Below are 14403 nucleotides of genomic sequence, written 5' to 3' on the forward strand. Positions count from 1 at the left end.
AGGGCTTCGGACCTGGCAAGCGGGGCAGTGTCGCGGCGGTGTCGCGGCGGGGTCGGGGTCAGAGGCTGTAGGGGCCGAAGCGGCCCCAGGCCACGAAAGCGGCCAGGGCCAGCAGCACCAGGTTGAAGACGATCGCGGAGGGTTCCCTGCGGCGGGCGTGGGTGAGCGCGGCCAGGATCATCACCACGACCAGGCCGGTGGCGGCCAGCGGGGTCAGGATCGGGGCGATGCCGGTGAGGGCGGGCAGGATCAGCCCGAGCGCGGCGGCGAGTTCGGCGAGGCCGATGAGGCGGATCGTGGCCGGGGAGAAGTCTTCCACCCAGGGCAGCTTGGGCTGCAGCTTGTCCTTGGGCTGGGTGGACTTCATCACGCCGGCCATGCCGAACATGAGCGCGAGGACGGCCTGCACGATCCACAGGGCGATGTTCATCGAAGGGTTTCCTTGATCTTTCTGGCGAGGATGGGGGGTGGGCGGGGCTGGTTCAGCCGTTGGGGTCGGGGCTCAGGAGCAGGTGACGGCGAGTTTGCCGAGGGCTCCCGTGCCGAAGGCCGCGAACGCCTCCGGAGCCTGCTCCAGCGAGAAGGTGGTGGTGACCGGCACACGAAGGGCCCCGGTGGCGGCCTGTTCGGCCAGGACGGTCAGGGTCTGCGCGGTGGGGTCGGCCATGATCGGGTGCACGGTGACGTCCGCGTCCTGGACGGCGTCGGGGGTCAACCCGATGGTGGAGGCGATCTGACCGCCCGGCCGCAGCAGAGCGGCCAGGGCGAGGCCGTCACCGGCCAGGTGCAGCACGGCGTCCACACCTTCCGGGGCCAGGGCGCGGACCTGTGCCTCGACATCGGCGCTGTAGTCGATCAGGTGCACCGGGGTGTCGGTCAGGGCGGTGACGAAGTCGGCTTCGGCGCCGGGGCGTGCGGTGGCGAGCACGCGGGCGCCGCGGGCGGCGGCGAGCTGGACGGCCAGCGCGCCGACTCCGCCGGTGGCGCCGGAGATGAGCACGGTGTGGCCCGTGGCCGGGGCGATCGCGTCCAGGCTGGTCAGCGCCGCTGTTCCGGCCAGGCCCAGGGCGCCGGCCTGCTGGAGGGTCAAGCCGTCGGGGATCGGGGCGATGCCGTAGCCGGCGGCCACGGTGACGTACTGGGCCAGCGACCCGGTGCCGAGGAAGGGCTTCATCACCACGCCGAAGACCGGCTGGCCGACCTCGAAGCCGTCGACGCCTTCGCCGAGTGCTTCGACAATGCCGGCGAAGTCCTTGCCGACGATCAGGGGGAAGCGGTGTTCCATCATCTGCTGCAGGTAGCCCGCCGCGGTGGCGGTGTCGAACCCGTTGATCGAGGAGGCGCTCACCTTCACCAGCACCTGGCCGGCTTCGGGGCGGGGGGTGTCGACGTCGGCGACGGAGGGGGTGGCGGGGACGGAGTCCAGGGTCACTGCGCGCATAGGAGCTGCCTTCCGAAGAAAGTGGAACGGTCTCCCCGTTTTGTTGTCCGTCAGCGTAACAAGAGAAGTGGGTAGGTTGTTCCACTTAGGTAGAGTGGAGGGCATGAGATCCTCCGCCGACCCCGACACAACCCCGCCAGAGCAGGCCGGACAGCAGGCCCAACAGGGGGCTGAGCAGCAGGTTGAGCAGGGGCTGCGCGCCGATGCCGAACGCAACCGCGAACGCATCCTGGCCGCCGCCCGCCACCTGTACGCCAGCCACGGGCTCGACGTCTCCATGGCCACCGTCGCCCGCGAGGCCGGTGTCGGCAAGGCGACGCTGTCGCGCCGCTTTCCCACCCGTGAAGACCTCATCGCCGCGGTGTTCGCCGACCGTATGGACGCCTACGCCGAGGCCGTCGCCGAAGCGCTGGGCGACCCCGACCCCTGGCACGGCTTCACCGGCTACATCCAGGCCGTGTGCGCCATGCAGGCCGCCGATCGCGGCTTCGCCGCCGTGCTGACCATGTCCTTCCCCACCGCCAAGGCGCTGGAGGCCCGCCGCGCCGAGGCCTACCAAGGCTTGCTCGACCTCATCGCCCGCGCCAAAGCCACCGGCCATCTGCGCGAGGACTTCACCGATCAGGACCTGGTCATCCTGCTGATGGCCAACGCCGGTGTCGTGGCCGCCACCGCCGACGCCGCCCCGAAGGCCTGGCATCGCCTGGTCGGCCAGATGCTGCGCGCCTACGCCGCACCCGGCGCCGACCTCCCGGCGTTGGAGCCCGCCCCCACGCCCACCGCGCTGTACCGAGCCATGATCCGGCTCACCCGCCCCGAGGCAGGCAAAGACGCTGAGCGAGGCGAAGGCCGACCCCACGACCGGTGATCCTTACGAGCATCAGGACATGACCTGCTGTTCCGTATGGGGATCCCTCAACGGAACACTCCAGAGTCGCTGTCGACTGGCCCCGCGTGTCCGCGGGGCGATCAGGGTTGCAGCAGGAGCTTCAGGGTCGGCAGCGGACCTCCGGGGAATTGTTGCAGCCGGCCGCCGGCGGCCAGCGGGCCGAGATCGACGGCGGCCCAGCCGGCGCTCTCGATGAGGAGGGTGATGCGGTCGTTGGCGCTGGCGTCGTCGCCTGACAGGAAGATGACGCGGCGCCCGGTGGGTGTGCGGGGGGCGGCGCCCAGGACGGCTGGTGTGAGGGTGTTGAAGGCCTTGACCAGGCGGGCGCCGGGGACGAGGTCGGCGACGACCTCGCTGGAGGTGCGCCCGCCGAGGTCGGCGACCTTGAAGTCGGGCGGTCCCAGCGGGTTGGTGGTGTCGATGACGATGCGGCCGCCCCAGTTGGCCACGTCCGCCGATGCGACGGCGGCGCCCAGGTTGCGCCATGGCACGGCCAGGATGACGATGTCCTGGGCGGCGCTCTCGCGCACCGTGGCGGGTTTCAGGTAGGGGCCGAGCTTGCGGGCCAGGCCCTGCAGCGAGTCGGGGCCGCGGCTGTTGCTGATGAGGACGTGCTGGCCGGCCGCGACGAGGCGGGCGGCCAGGGCCTGGCCGATTCCTCCGGCGCCGATGATTGCGACGGGCATGACGGGCTCTCCTTGTGGTTGGTTGACGAGCGGCTGGATCAGGGGTGGTGGCCGCCGGGGGTCAGACGGCGAAGCCGCCGTCGACGTCCCAGCTGGCGCCGGTGACGAAGCGGGCTTCGGGACTGGCCAGGTACGCGACGGCGCTGGCGATGTCGGCGGGCTGGGCGTAGTGGCCGACGGGCAGCATCGCCTTCATCGATTCGGCGAACGGGCCGGCGTCGGGGTTCATGTCAGTGGCAGTGGGGCCGGGCTGGAGGGTGTTGACGGTGATGCCGCGCGGCCCGAGCTCGCGGGCCAGGCCCCGGCTCAGCCCGGCGACCGCCGCTTTGGTCAGCGAGTACACCCCGGTGCCCGGCACGGGCACCCGGTCGGCGTTGATGCTGCCGATGGTGATGATCCGCCCGCCTGGCCCGAGATGCGGGGCGGCGGCCTGGATGGCGGTGAACACACCGCGCACGTTGACCGCGATCATCCGGTCGAACTCCTCCAGCGGGAAGTCCTCCAGCGGTGCGACGTGCGCCACGCCCGCGTTGTTGACCAGGATGTCCAGGCCGCCGAACGTGGCGATCGTCTGCCGTACCGCGGCATGCACGGCGTGCGGATCGGCGCTGTCGGCCTGGATCGCCAGGGCCCGGCCGCCGGCGGCGGCGATGGTCGCGGCGAGCGCGTCGGCCTGCTCCTTGGCGCTGGTGTAGGTGAAGGCGACACGGGCTCCCTCGCGGGCCAGGCGCTCCACGATGGCCGCGCCGATGCCGCGCGACCCCCCGGTCACCAAGGCCGACTTACCGGTGAGCTGCTGTGCCATGGCTGCTTGTCCCCTCTCCGGAACGGAATATCGAACCGATCGGTTACTATTTTGTGGTGGCGGCAACACGTCGCCGCCTAGTGGTATTCCGTCCACCGGTGCCGGTGGGGAGGGAGGACGGCCGTGACGCGGGGGCGGCCCCGTTCCTTCGACCCCGGCCAGGCGCTGGAGACGGCCATGCGGCTGTTTTGGCAGGGCGGGTATGAAGGAACCTCGCTCAGCGACCTCACCGAGGCCATGGGCATCAACCGGCGCAGCCTGTACGCGGCGTTCGGCAACAAGGAGAACCTGTTCCGGCAGGCCGTCGACCGCTACCTTCGGGGGCCCGGCGCGTTCGCCGCCCAGGCGCTGGCCGAGCCGACCGCGCGCGGCGTCGCCGAGCGCCTGCTGCACGGGGCCGCCGACGCCTACACCATGCCGGACGCCCCTCGGGGCTGCCTGCTCGTTCAAGGCGCTCTGGCCTGCGGCGGCGACGCCGGCCCGGTATGCCGTGAGCTCGCCGCACGCCGGGAGAGCGGGGTGGCGGCGTTGTGCGAACGTCTTGAGCGCGCCCACGCGGAAGGCGACCTGCCCGAACAGGCCGATCCGCGGGCGCTGGCACGTTTGCTCACCGCGGTCGGTCAGGGCGTCTCGGTGCAGGCCGCCGGTGGCGCTTCTCGCGCCGACCTGCACCGCCTGGCCGATCAGGCGCTGGCCTTGTGGCCGGCTAGCCGAAGCGAGCGGCGCTGAGCGGGCCGCTCAACCGGTGCGGGGATGGGCCAGAGCCCATGACAGCGCCCGGTCGGCGACGTCCTGCCAGCCGTCCTGGCCGAGAGTGTAGTGGGAGCGGTCAGGGTAGATGTCGTGCTCGGTGATCGCGCCGGACTTGCTGTAGCGGCGGACGTTCTCGGTGTTGATGGAAGCGGGGATGACGTGGTCCTGGCCGCCGGAGATGAACAGCAGCGGCGCCCGGTCGCTGTTGTCGAAGTGCACTTTGGTGGCGGCGTGCGGGGTGAAGTTGGCCAGTGCGCCCTCGAACAGGATGTGCCCGGCGGCGGGGACGTGGTAGCGGCGATAGACCTGCAGCGACTCCTCCTCCGACAGCGTGTTGGTGAAGGCGTAGTGGAACTGGTCGGGGGTCAGCGGCACGGCGCGGTTGCGGTTGGCCGGGTTGCCGAGCACCGGGAAGGTCGAGCGCAGGGTGGCCAGCGGCAGTTTCATGACGCCCTTGACCTGGGCGGAGTCGATGGCCACGCCGGCTGAGCCGTAGCCGCGGTCCAGCAGGACCTGGGTGAAGGTGCCGCCGAAGGAGTGGCCCATGATGATCGGCGGCTCGGGCAAGTCCTTGATGATCTGCTCGTAGTGGTCCAAGACCCTGGTGATGGTGAGCGCGGCGATGGGCGAGGGGTCGGCGTTCAGCTGTTCGACCTCGCCTTCCATGCCCGGCCAGGAGGGAGCCAGGACGTGGTGACCGGCCGCGCCGTAGCGGTCGATCCAGTGCTCCCAGCTGCGCGGAGTCATCCAGAGACCGTGGATCAAGACGATGGTGGCCATGATGCTTCTCCCTGTCAGTGGAGGGGTGGGTGGTGGCGGGTCAGCGGGCGGCGCGGCGGATGAGGTCGGCGACGGCGCCGGGGCGGGAGAGCGGGGCCGCGTGGGAGGCTCCGGCGAGCTGGACGGTGTGGGCGCCGGCGCGGGCGGCCATGAAGCGCTGGGCGGCCGGCGGGATGGCGTGGTCGGCTCCGGCGACCGCATACCAGGAAGGGACGCTCTTCCAGGCGGGCGGGCCGGACGGCTCGTTCAGCGCGGAGAAGGTGATGGGCCGCTGGGCGGCGGCCAGGACGGTGGCGCTGCCGCGGGGCTGGTCGGCGGCGAAGATGTCGCGGAAGTTCGCCGCCTTGATGTAGACGTCGACGTCGCCGGAGGGCGCGCCGGGGTAGGGGCGGGTGAGCAGCGCCTCGGGGGCGATGTGGCTGCCCTTGTGGCCGGTGGTGAGCGCGAAGGCGCTCTCACCCTCCTCGGGGGCGAACGCGGCGACGTACACCAGGGCCTTGACGTCGGGGTCGGCGGCGGCGTTGGTGATGACCGCGCCGCCGTAGGAATGGCCGACCAAAACGATCGGGCCGGGCACGGTGGCGATCACGCTGGACAGGTAGGCGGCGTCGGCGGCCAGGCCGCGCAGCGGGTTGGCCGGGGCGATCACCGGGTAGCCGGAGTCCTGCAGGCGGCTGATCACGCCGCTCCAACTCGAACTGTCGGCCCACGCGCCGTGCACCAGCACGACGGTGGGCTTGGTCCGGCCGGCAGCGGCGGGTGCGGCGGCGAAGGTGGTCGAGGCGGCGATGATGACGGCCGTGGCGAGCAGGCCGGCCAGCCTCTTCAGCGAGTGGTGGTGCGTCATGGCGTTCATGCTGCGGCCGCCGCACCCCGGGGTGCATCAGTCACATGACCCAATCGGCGCACGCCCAACCGGGCCCGCCGGTTTGGGTCAGGTGACTGATGATCCGGCATGGTCCCGGTCGATACGGTTCGGGCTCCAAGCCCCCAACTCCGAGGAGTTCACCATGTCGCAGGTCACCGTCGTGCTGGTGCACGGCGCGTTCGCCGACTCCGCTAGCTGGAGCGGCGTGATCAGCCGCCTGCAGGCGGCCGGGAACACCGTCGTCGCGGCCGCCAACCCGCTGCGCGGCCTGCCGGGTGACGCCGCCTACCTGTCCAGCGTGATCGCCTCGATCCCCGGCCCGATCGTTTTGGTCGGCCATTCCTATGGCGGTGCGGTCATCACCAACGCCGCAGCCGGCCACGACCACGTGCGCGGGCTGGTTTTCGTGGCCGCCTTCGCGCCGCGGGAAGGGGAGAGCATCTTCGAGCTGACCGGCCGCTTTGATGGCAGCACGCTCGCCGGCGCGCTCGCGCCGGTACCGCTCGGCGACGGGACGCTCGACCTCTACATCCGGCAAGAGCGCTTCCACGAGCAGTTCGCCGCCGACGTGCCCGCGGCCGAGGCGGCGGTGCTGGCCGCGACCCAGCGGCCGCTGCGCGACGTGGCGCTGCACGACGTCTGCGGAGCGCCGGCATGGCAGGAGCTGCCGTCGTGGTTCGCGTTCTCCGACGCCGATCGCAACATCCCGATCGCGATGCACCGGGTGATGGCCGAGCGTGCCGGAGCCAAGGCAACCGTGGAGCTGACCGGCGCCTCGCACGCGCTGACCGTGTCCCGGCCCGGGGAGGTCGCCGACGTGATCGCTACCGCGATCGCCGCGGCCGGGTGAGCCGTGCGCCCGGCACGCCGCTGGAGCGAGCGTCTGCTCACGCTCGGCCTGGACCTGCCGCCCGCCCCGGCCCCTTCGGCCCGGTATCTGCCCGCGGCCGAAACCGGCGGGCTGGTCTTCACCGCCGGGCAGCTGCCGGTCGTGGCCGGCATCCCCACCGTCACCGGCCTGGTCGGCGCGCGGGTCAGCACCGCTCAGGCGGCCGCGGCGGCCCGTTTGTGCGTGCTGAACGCGCTGGCCGCCGTGACGACCGTGGCACCGCTGGATCGCATCAACCGGATCGTGAAAGTCACCGGCTTCGTGGCCTCCGCGCCCGCCTTCCACGAGCAGGACACCGTCCTGGACGCCGCCTCAGAGTTGCTGCACGACATCTTCGGAGACGCCGGCCGGCACGCCAGGTCCGCGATCGCGACGACGCGGCTACCGCTCGACGCCCCGGTCGAGATCGAGCTCGTCGTAGCGCTCGGCCCCGCATAACCACCGCCAGGCGGCCATGCCTTGGCCGCACCAGCCCATCCGGCATACAGTGCCCGACATGATCGGTCGCGAACGTGAGCGGATCCGCGTTCACGAACTGCTGGACGCGGCGCAGCATGAGCAGGGCGCCGCCCTCGTGATCCGAGGCGCGGCCGGGGTCGGCAAGACCACCCTCGCCGAGCACGCGCACGCCACGGCGACCGGCCGCGGGTTTCGGGTACTGACCTGCGCCGGGGTGCAGAGCGAAACGGTACTCGGCCTGGCCGGGCTGCATCAGCTGATGCACGCCGTGATCGAGCGGGCCGAGGTGCTGCCGCACCGCCAGCGCGACGCACTCCGCAGCGTGTTCGGCGTCGGCGCCGACAACGCGCCCGACCGGCTCCTGGTCTGCCTGGCGGTCCTCGGCGTGCTCGACGACCTCGCACGCGAGCACCCGCTGCTGGTCCTCATCGAGGACGTGCAGTGGATGGACGAGCCCACGATCAGCCTGATCAGCTTCGTCGCCCGGCGGGTGACAGGCAACCGGATCGCGATCCTTGTCACCCTGCGTGACGACGGCGCCGACCCGGTCGCCCTGGGCGGCCTGCCCGAACTGCCGCTGACCGAGCTGAGCGACAGCGAAGCGGCCGCCCTGCTCAGCCGACAGCACCCCGGCCTGGAGCCGCAGCTGCGCAACCGGGTCCTGGCCGAAGCAGAAGGCAACCCGCTCGCGCTCGTCGAACTGTCGCGAGGCGCACAGGAGCGCGGCCTGCTGGAGGCGCCACCCCCGCCCCACCGGCTACCCCTGACCGCCCGGATGGAACGGCTGTTCGCCGCGCAGGTCGCCCGGCTGCCGGCACAAACCCGCGACCTGCTGCTGATCGCGGCGGCCAACACCGAACCGTCCCTGACCGAACTCCAGCAGGCCGGGGACCGGCTCGGCATCGACCCAGCCGCCCTCGCGCACGCCCAAGAAGCAGGGCTCATCCAGGTGTCCGGCCCCGAACTGGTCTTCCGCCACCCGCTCGTGCGCTCAGCCATCTACGGCACAGCGACGCCGGCACGCCGCATCACGGCGCACCGGGCACTGGCCGACGTGCTCGACGGCGAACGCCGCGCATGGCACCGGGCTGCGGCCACCCCAGGCCGCGACGAGACCGTGGCCGCCGCCCTGGACGCCGCCGCCGAGCACGCCATCGCCCGCGGCAACATGGGCGCCGCCGCCCGATCCCTGGAGCGTGCCGCCGAACTATCACCCGACCCGGCCCAGGAGGCACATCGGCTCGGCCGAGCCTGCCTCGCCGCGCAACTGGCCGGCCTCACCGACGCAGCGCAGCGCCTGATCACCACCACGGCCAGGCGCACCGACGACCCGCTCGTCCTGGCCGGCTTGGCCGTCACCCGCAGCGCCCTGGCGCTCACCGCCGTCGCGGCCTACCCCGATCCGCTGGAGTTCAGCGCGATCGCCCGGCGGGCCGCCCCCCTTGACCTGCAGCGCGCCGGCGATGTCATCTATCTGGCCTCCAGCTGGTTCAGCGCCGACGGCGCGCGCGACACCCGCGTGGCGGCGCAGATCGAAGACGCGCTGCGAGACATCGCGCTCCCGCCGGAATCGCTGCATCTGGCCGCGACCCGCTCGCTGCTGGACCCGGCCCGCTACGCCCCGCTCTGCCAGCCCGTGCTCCGGGCCGCCCTGACGCACCTGGCCGACCTGCCCGCCAACGTCGACGTCGGCCTCGCCGTGGTTTCCGAACCGCTGCAGGACTGGGCCATGTCCGGCACCTACTGGAGCGCCGCCGCGGAAGGACACCGCCGAGCCGGAGCCGTCGCCGACCTCAGCTCGTGCCTGACCTGCCTGGGCCGATCCCTGATCGTCAGAGGACGCCTGGCCGACGGGCTCGCCGAAGCCGAGCGCGGCCACCGCCTGGCCGACGACCTGGACCTGCCCATCATGCTCGCCCAATCCGCCGCAGTGATCGCGCACGCCCACGCCTGGTACGGCGACACCCAAGCCGCCACCAACGCACTCGACCTCGCCCAGCGCCTCGGCCCCCCGCAACGCCAGGACATGCAGGCGTGGCAGAGCTGGACGGCGGGCCTGCTCGCCCTGGGCCAGGGCCGGCACTGGGACGCCTACGTCGAGCTCGGCAAGGCCGTGGCCGCCCACCGCGACTTCGGGCTACCGGCCATCGCCGACCTGGTGGAAGCGGCCTGCCGGGCCGGCTGCGCCGACCTGGTCACCGCCCGGCTGCAGGCAGCCGAAGAACACGCGCGACTGATCGACGCACCCCTGCTGCGCCAGCTGCTGCACCGCAGCCGAGCCCTGCTCGGCGACCAGCCCGAACAGCGCTTCCAGCTCGCCCTCGCCGAAGAGGGCTACCCGCTGCAGACGGCCCGCACCCGGCTGCTGTACGGCGAGTGGCTACGCCGCCAGCGCCGCATCCCACAGGCCCGCGACGAGCTCGCCGCAGCCGCAGCCGCCTTCGACCACGCCGGCGCCCGCCCATGGGCCGCCCGCGCCCGCGCCGAGCTACGCGCCGCCGGCGTATCGATCCCCGCCGTCGCCACGACCACGCGCCCCGCGGTGTCCCAGCTGACCGCACAGGAACTGCAGATCGCCCAACTGGCGGCGAAAGGGCTGTCGAACAAGGAGATCGCCGACCAGTTGTTCCTGTCGCACCGCACCGTCGGCAGCCACCTGTACCGGATCTATCCCAAACTCGGGATCACCGGCCGCGCAGCCCTGCGCGACGCTCTCGCTGACCTGGCCTGACCCAACCCGGCAACCGAGTAGCCCAGGCTGCTCCTTGGCGTCCGAGCCGTCGAGAGCGAATGCGCACCCCCTCCGGTCCCATCGAGACAGCCCGCCGTACCAGCCTGCCCGCGGAAGTCTTCCAGACGTTTCTTCGGTTACTCACGCTTTCATGACGCTCTTCAGCTGCCTGCGCGAGGTGATGTCGAGCTTTCTGAACACCTTGCGCAGATGGTATTCCACGGTGCTGGCGCTGATGAACAGCTCGGCGGCGACGAACTGGGCGGGGTCGTAGACGGCGCGCAGCCGGGAGCCGGCCGGGGAGGAGGCGAGGTAGGCCTGGAAGTCCGGCGCAGGCAGGATGCGGCCCAGCACGGCGAGCATGTGGAGCCATTCATAGCCCAGGACGCCTTAGGTGCGGTCGACGAAACGGCCGCCCTGCGATGTCGGCGAGGCGGTTCTTGGTGAAGCCCACCGCGATGCGGCTGATCGGGGTGGCGGGCGCGAAACGGTCGAGCAGGCCGGGGATCGCCGCCAGCGCCTGGGCGTGCTCGTACTGGCCGGTGACGATGACCCGTGCGCTGCGGTGCTCGGCGAGCAGGTCGGCGAGTTCCTGGCGTTCGCACCCCTGGCAGGCGGGCTATTCCAGGAGCACCCGCGCGGCCGGGGTAGCCGCCAGGATCGCCCGCAGCACCGGCAGGTGGTCGACGGTGGGGGCGCAGATCGACCAGAAGCCGATCGCGGGCGCCCCCTGCGGGCAGGGCCTGCACCTGGCTTTGGAAGCTTCTGTAGGCGGCGGGCAGGTCCTGATACTTGGGGTCGACGATGGACAGCTCCCCGCCCATGCCGGCGAGGATGCGGGTGTGCATGCGCCGGCGGTGCCGTAGCCGACGACGCAGGCCGACACCCCGGTCGGCGACCCCAGCGGCCCCAGCGGCTCCGGCAGGGGCGGCGGTGCGGCCGCGCCGGTCGCGGGAGGGGTGGCGGCGGGCAAGCTCTGCAGGGGGGAGAGGTAGGTGTCGTAGTAGAGCTCGTACAGGCCGGATTCGGCGATGATGTCGTCGACCAGGTCGGTGTGCACGATGACAGCAAGCAAAAACGCTCGTTTTGCCACCCGTTCCCCAGGCGAGCACCCCTGGGACGAACACCAAGGGCACCTGCTGGTCGGCGCCCGTCTGCCACCCGGTCAGGTGCAGGCTGGCGCATCGCCGACCTCAAGCCCGCCGGGCCAAGGCATGGGCCCGGCACTCGGGTTGGGGCGGTGACAGCGACGCATCGCGCCCGCTGCGGGCGCACCTCGATCAGGTCCTCGCCACGACGGCGCCGTGCGAACCCCCACCCGGCCAAGACCCCGCGCACGACGGGCACGCTATCTTGCCTGCTCCTGATCGCCGCTCGACCTCCACGGCGTCGACCTGGTGGTCTTCCACCGGTCGCACCCGGGCGCGCAGGCCTTCAGCCACGCCAGCCACCCCGGGGGCATCGGTGTCCAACACCGATGTGCGTCTACATCCAGCGCACCTGGTCGCACCTGTTCTTGGCAGGACACCACAAGCTGGGTGAGCTGACGGACGACCGGTGTGTCGTTCCCGCGTACGAGCTCGTGGCTCGGGATGGGTCCTAGACATGATCCCGGTCACCCGTCAGCTCACCCAGCCTCAGTGGGCGGGAAAGCTGTCTCCTCGTCATAGAGGAGGCCGTGGGTCAGACAGTGGTGCAGGCAACCGAGGAGTCGCCCAGCCAGGTTCCGTAGCGCGGCGGCGTAGCGGTCGCCGTGCTCGCGTCGCCGGTCGTAGTGCCGACGGCACCCTTCAGATCGGGTGAGGCTGGCGAACGCCCACTGGTGACCTGCGGCTTTGAGTCGCTTGTTGGCGACGCGGCGGTGGCTGACGGCTCGGCTGCCGCCGCTGGACCAGGTGAGGGGTGCGGTGCCCGCATACGCGCGCAGAGCTCGCTTGGAGGCGAACCGGTTCAGATCGTCGCCCAGCTCGGCCAGCAGACGGATTCCCAGAACAGGGCCGACGCCGGGAAAGGACCGGTAGATGCGGGCGTGGGGATGCTCGGCGAAGGCTTCACCGGCCTGAGTCTCGAGAGTGGTGGCCAGGTGGTGGGCGCGATCGAGAAGATCGAGGGTGGCGAGCATCGCCTGCCCCATCGCCTCTTCGACGGCCGGAGGCTGGCGCAACTGCTTGAGGCGGAACAGGTCATGCAGACGCTGTGTGTGGTCATCCAGCAGGCGGAACCGGCCTGCGCCGGACAGCGCATCGGCGATCTGACGGCGGGTCAGTCGCGCGGCCGCGGTGGGGGTAGGTGCCAGATGGAGCATCGCGCGCGCCTCGGCGCGCAGCAGCTTGTTCGGTAGGTCCTGCCAGGCCTGCAGTGCGGCGGGATAGTAGATGCGCAGCTGGCTGCGGAGCCGGCGCACGAAGTACTGCTGCTGACGCACGGCATGGCTCTGTGCTCGCGCCAGTTCGGTGAGGGCGAGCGCGTGGTCGGAGGTGGCGGGCAGCGCCCGGTGCAGATGCGGGTCGGTGCGGATGATGTTGGCCAGTAGTTCTGCGTCCCCACGATCGGATTTGCGTCGCTTGGCGGGGGAGACGCGGCCACGGTAGCGAGCCACGACGGTCGGATTGATGGCGATCACCCGCTGCCCGGCCTGGCGCAGAGCGGTCACGAGCAGAGAGCGGCTGGTCTCGATCGCGATGGGCACGTGCTTGCGGGAGTGGCGGCGCGAGGAGCTCAAGCCCGACAGCGTCTGGAGGCATGTACGCAGACCTTCGGGGGTTTCCAGGAACCGCGTCTGTGCCACGACGGTGCCATCGGCGTCGAGCACGGCCAGGTCATGGAAGGTCTCCGACCAGTCGATGCCGCACCAGAACTGTGGCATGCCCTCTCCGTTTCCCTCTGGCTAATGGGCTGGGCCCGGGTTGCTCGTTCTCGGTCTGAGGACTCACCGACGGCGCCGCGGGAAGCGGGCACCGTCATACCGGTCCGGGGTCGCAACAGGCGTTCTCCCGGGCCCAGGCAGCACCCTACACTGATCAGCCATATATGGCTGAAAGGAAGGTGGGACGATGACTCGACACGACACACGACCCAGGACGTCACAGGTGCGGGGAGGGCCCGGCGGGTGCGCAACGACCAACCCCCCAACACCTACCTCGCCGTTGGAGAATGGCCCGTGGCTGAGCTGACCTCCGACGCCCCGCCGGGAGCCCACTACGCCCAGGAGATCGCTCGCCGCCTCCAGGCAGAGATGAACGAGCGCGGGCTGTCACAGCAGGCGCTCGCCGACCGGGCAGGCCTCGGGCAGCGCACGATCAGCCGGGTACTGCTCGGCGACGTCTACTGTGATGTCGCGACGCTGGCCCGCCTGGAGCAGGCCCTGGAGGTACAGCTGTATCCTTCCGATAGATTCGCCCGGGATCTTGAGGGGCCGAATTGAGCATCTCGCCCGCCCCTCGCTGTCAGGGATGGTTGGTGGACAACGGCACCCGCCCCAGCCGATCCGCGACCTCGCCAGCCAGATATCCGGCCACGACCTGCGCCAGCAGCGCAGAGAACTCCTCACGCACCCCGCCCCCACCAGCAGCACCGCTGCGGCGGCCGCCGCGAGCTTGGCATCGCCGTCCTCGCCGACGGCGATCACGGTGCGGCCGAGTGCTCGGGCTCGCCGTGCCACGGCCAGCGCCCGCTCCCTTGGACGGCCCGGCGGCGCGAACACCAAGGTCGGCATGTTCCGCGGGCGGGCCAGGATCTCCACGTGCTCCCACTCCTCCTGGTCTTGGGCGGTGGCGAACACCCCAGCCGTCTCGACGAGCTTGGCGGCGGTGAACTGGGCGCTGCCATAGCCGGGGCCGCTGCCCAGCGCCAACATCACCGGCGCGCCGGCCACCTGCTCGGCAACCTGGGCGCAGCCATGCCGTACCAGGTCGGCGGCCGCCGCAGCGAGCTCAGCGGCGATGTCATCGGCTTCGCCGTCGCCGAGGTGGCCGCAGGCCCTGCCGGTCTCGATCGCAACGAGGTACAGGGCCAGGAGGCTGGCCTGGAAGGTGCGGGCCCCCGGGCACGGCGGCAACCCGTGCAAAGGCAGCACCAGTGCGTGCTCGGCGGCCGCACCACC

At 71.5% G+C, this 14403-nt stretch carries 15 protein-coding genes; 6 read left to right on the top strand and 9 right to left on the bottom strand.

Translation table 11 applies throughout. The features are described 5' to 3' along the window. Window positions 1–58 precede the first annotated feature (58 nt). Together ACTWNK_RS01195 and ACTWNK_RS01200 are read right to left on the bottom strand one after the other, a co-directional pair. On the bottom strand, window positions 59–430 hold the full coding sequence (locus tag ACTWNK_RS01195; RefSeq protein WP_474301601.1) for a DoxX family protein: 372 nt from the start codon (window positions 428–430) through the stop codon (window positions 59–61). Between the two features lie 72 nt (window positions 431–502). Continuing rightward, window positions 503–1441, bottom strand: a complete 939-nt coding sequence (locus ACTWNK_RS01200; protein ID WP_474301602.1) for an NADP-dependent oxidoreductase — start codon at window positions 1439–1441, stop codon at window positions 503–505. 103 nt (window positions 1442–1544) lie between these two features. Here ACTWNK_RS01200 and ACTWNK_RS01205 point away from each other — a divergent pair, with 103 nt between their 5' ends. After that, entirely contained in the window at window positions 1545–2309 is a 765-nt protein-coding gene (locus tag ACTWNK_RS01205) for a TetR/AcrR family transcriptional regulator (RefSeq protein WP_474301603.1), read from the top strand. Between the two features lie 101 nt (window positions 2310–2410). On the opposite strand, the gene ACTWNK_RS01210 is transcribed toward ACTWNK_RS01205, so the two are convergent. Further along, window positions 2411–3016 carry an NADPH-dependent F420 reductase gene (locus tag ACTWNK_RS01210; RefSeq protein WP_474301604.1) on the bottom strand — a complete coding sequence of 202 codons (606 nt, stop codon included), beginning with the start codon at window positions 3014–3016 and terminating at the stop codon, window positions 2411–2413. Window positions 3017–3077: 61 nt separating this feature from the next. Then, window positions 3078–3821, bottom strand: coding sequence for a 3-oxoacyl-ACP reductase family protein (locus ACTWNK_RS01215; RefSeq protein WP_474301605.1), 744 nt, complete (start codon window positions 3819–3821; stop codon window positions 3078–3080). Between the two features lie 123 nt (window positions 3822–3944). On the opposite strand from ACTWNK_RS01215, the gene ACTWNK_RS01220 reads away from it, so the two are divergent. Beyond that, on the top strand, window positions 3945–4550 hold the full coding sequence (locus ACTWNK_RS01220) for a TetR/AcrR family transcriptional regulator (protein WP_474301606.1): 606 nt from the start codon (window positions 3945–3947) through the stop codon (window positions 4548–4550). Between the two features lie 9 nt (window positions 4551–4559). Here ACTWNK_RS01220 and ACTWNK_RS01225 read toward each other — a convergent pair whose 3' ends face one another. Both ACTWNK_RS01225 and ACTWNK_RS01230 read right to left on the bottom strand, forming a co-directional pair. Further along, on the bottom strand, window positions 4560–5354 hold the full coding sequence (locus ACTWNK_RS01225; protein ID WP_474301607.1) for an alpha/beta hydrolase: 795 nt from the start codon (window positions 5352–5354) through the stop codon (window positions 4560–4562). Window positions 5355–5394: 40 nt separating this feature from the next. Further along, entirely contained in the window at window positions 5395–6201 is an 807-nt protein-coding gene (locus tag ACTWNK_RS01230; RefSeq protein ID WP_474301608.1) for an alpha/beta fold hydrolase, read from the bottom strand. A gap of 163 nt (window positions 6202–6364) precedes the next feature. Between ACTWNK_RS01230 and ACTWNK_RS01235 the strand changes: the two genes are divergently transcribed. From ACTWNK_RS01235 to ACTWNK_RS01245, 3 genes are read left to right on the top strand one after another with little or no spacing between them, the layout of a single operon-like run. Continuing rightward, the gene (locus ACTWNK_RS01235; protein ID WP_474301609.1) at window positions 6365–7072 is read left to right on the top strand and encodes an alpha/beta fold hydrolase; all 708 of its coding nucleotides are present in this window, start codon (window positions 6365–6367) and stop codon (window positions 7070–7072) included. A gap of 3 nt (window positions 7073–7075) precedes the next feature. Further along, entirely contained in the window at window positions 7076–7549 is a 474-nt protein-coding gene (locus ACTWNK_RS01240) for a RidA family protein (RefSeq protein ID WP_474301610.1), read from the top strand. Between the two features lie 58 nt (window positions 7550–7607). Beyond that, entirely contained in the window at window positions 7608–10301 is a 2694-nt protein-coding gene (locus ACTWNK_RS01245; RefSeq protein WP_474301611.1) for an ATP-binding protein, read from the top strand. Between the two features lie 141 nt (window positions 10302–10442). Here ACTWNK_RS01245 and ACTWNK_RS01250 read toward each other — a convergent pair whose 3' ends face one another. The 3 genes from ACTWNK_RS01250 to ACTWNK_RS01260 form a co-directional block, all read right to left on the bottom strand. Next, window positions 10443–10664, bottom strand: a complete 222-nt coding sequence (locus ACTWNK_RS01250) for a helix-turn-helix domain-containing protein (protein WP_474301612.1) — start codon at window positions 10662–10664, stop codon at window positions 10443–10445. Between the two features lie 256 nt (window positions 10665–10920). After that, on the bottom strand, window positions 10921–11376 hold the full coding sequence (locus ACTWNK_RS01255) for a hypothetical protein (protein WP_474301613.1): 456 nt from the start codon (window positions 11374–11376) through the stop codon (window positions 10921–10923). Between the two features lie 552 nt (window positions 11377–11928). Further along, window positions 11929–13167, bottom strand: coding sequence for an IS110 family RNA-guided transposase (locus tag ACTWNK_RS01260; protein ID WP_474301614.1), 1239 nt, complete (start codon window positions 13165–13167; stop codon window positions 11929–11931). Between the two features lie 369 nt (window positions 13168–13536). Between ACTWNK_RS01260 and ACTWNK_RS01265 the strand changes: the two genes are divergently transcribed. Continuing rightward, window positions 13537–13725, top strand: coding sequence for a helix-turn-helix domain-containing protein (locus ACTWNK_RS01265; RefSeq protein ID WP_474301759.1), 189 nt, complete (start codon window positions 13537–13539; stop codon window positions 13723–13725). Window positions 13726–14403: the final 678 nt, after the last annotated feature.

The sequence above is a fragment of the Nonomuraea sp. IBHARD001 genome (genome assembly GCF_056106265.1).

Excerpts from the sequence above, each read along its gene's own strand:
- ACTWNK_RS01195 (WP_474301601.1), bottom strand. The coding sequence starts at position 430 with ATGAACATCGCCCTGTGGATCGTGCAGGCCGTCCTCGCGCTCATGTTC.
- ACTWNK_RS01200 (WP_474301602.1), bottom strand. The coding sequence starts at position 1,441 with ATGCGCGCAGTGACCCTGGACTCCGTCCCCGCCACCCCCTCCGTCGCC.
- ACTWNK_RS01205 (WP_474301603.1), top strand. The coding sequence starts at position 1,545 with ATGAGATCCTCCGCCGACCCCGACACAACCCCGCCAGAGCAGGCCGGA.
- ACTWNK_RS01210 (WP_474301604.1), bottom strand. The coding sequence starts at position 3,016 with ATGCCCGTCGCAATCATCGGCGCCGGAGGAATCGGCCAGGCCCTGGCC.
- ACTWNK_RS01215 (WP_474301605.1), bottom strand. The coding sequence starts at position 3,821 with ATGGCACAGCAGCTCACCGGTAAGTCGGCCTTGGTGACCGGGGGGTCG.
- ACTWNK_RS01225 (WP_474301607.1), bottom strand. The coding sequence starts at position 5,354 with ATGGCCACCATCGTCTTGATCCACGGTCTCTGGATGACTCCGCGCAGC.
- ACTWNK_RS01230 (WP_474301608.1), bottom strand. The coding sequence starts at position 6,201 with ATGACGCACCACCACTCGCTGAAGAGGCTGGCCGGCCTGCTCGCCACG.
- ACTWNK_RS01235 (WP_474301609.1), top strand. The coding sequence starts at position 6,365 with ATGTCGCAGGTCACCGTCGTGCTGGTGCACGGCGCGTTCGCCGACTCC.
- ACTWNK_RS01245 (WP_474301611.1), top strand. The coding sequence starts at position 7,608 with ATGATCGGTCGCGAACGTGAGCGGATCCGCGTTCACGAACTGCTGGAC.
- ACTWNK_RS01250 (WP_474301612.1), bottom strand. The coding sequence starts at position 10,664 with ATGCTCGCCGTGCTGGGCCGCATCCTGCCTGCGCCGGACTTCCAGGCC.
- ACTWNK_RS01260 (WP_474301614.1), bottom strand. The coding sequence starts at position 13,167 with ATGCCACAGTTCTGGTGCGGCATCGACTGGTCGGAGACCTTCCATGAC.
- ACTWNK_RS01265 (WP_474301759.1), top strand. The coding sequence starts at position 13,537 with ATGAACGAGCGCGGGCTGTCACAGCAGGCGCTCGCCGACCGGGCAGGC.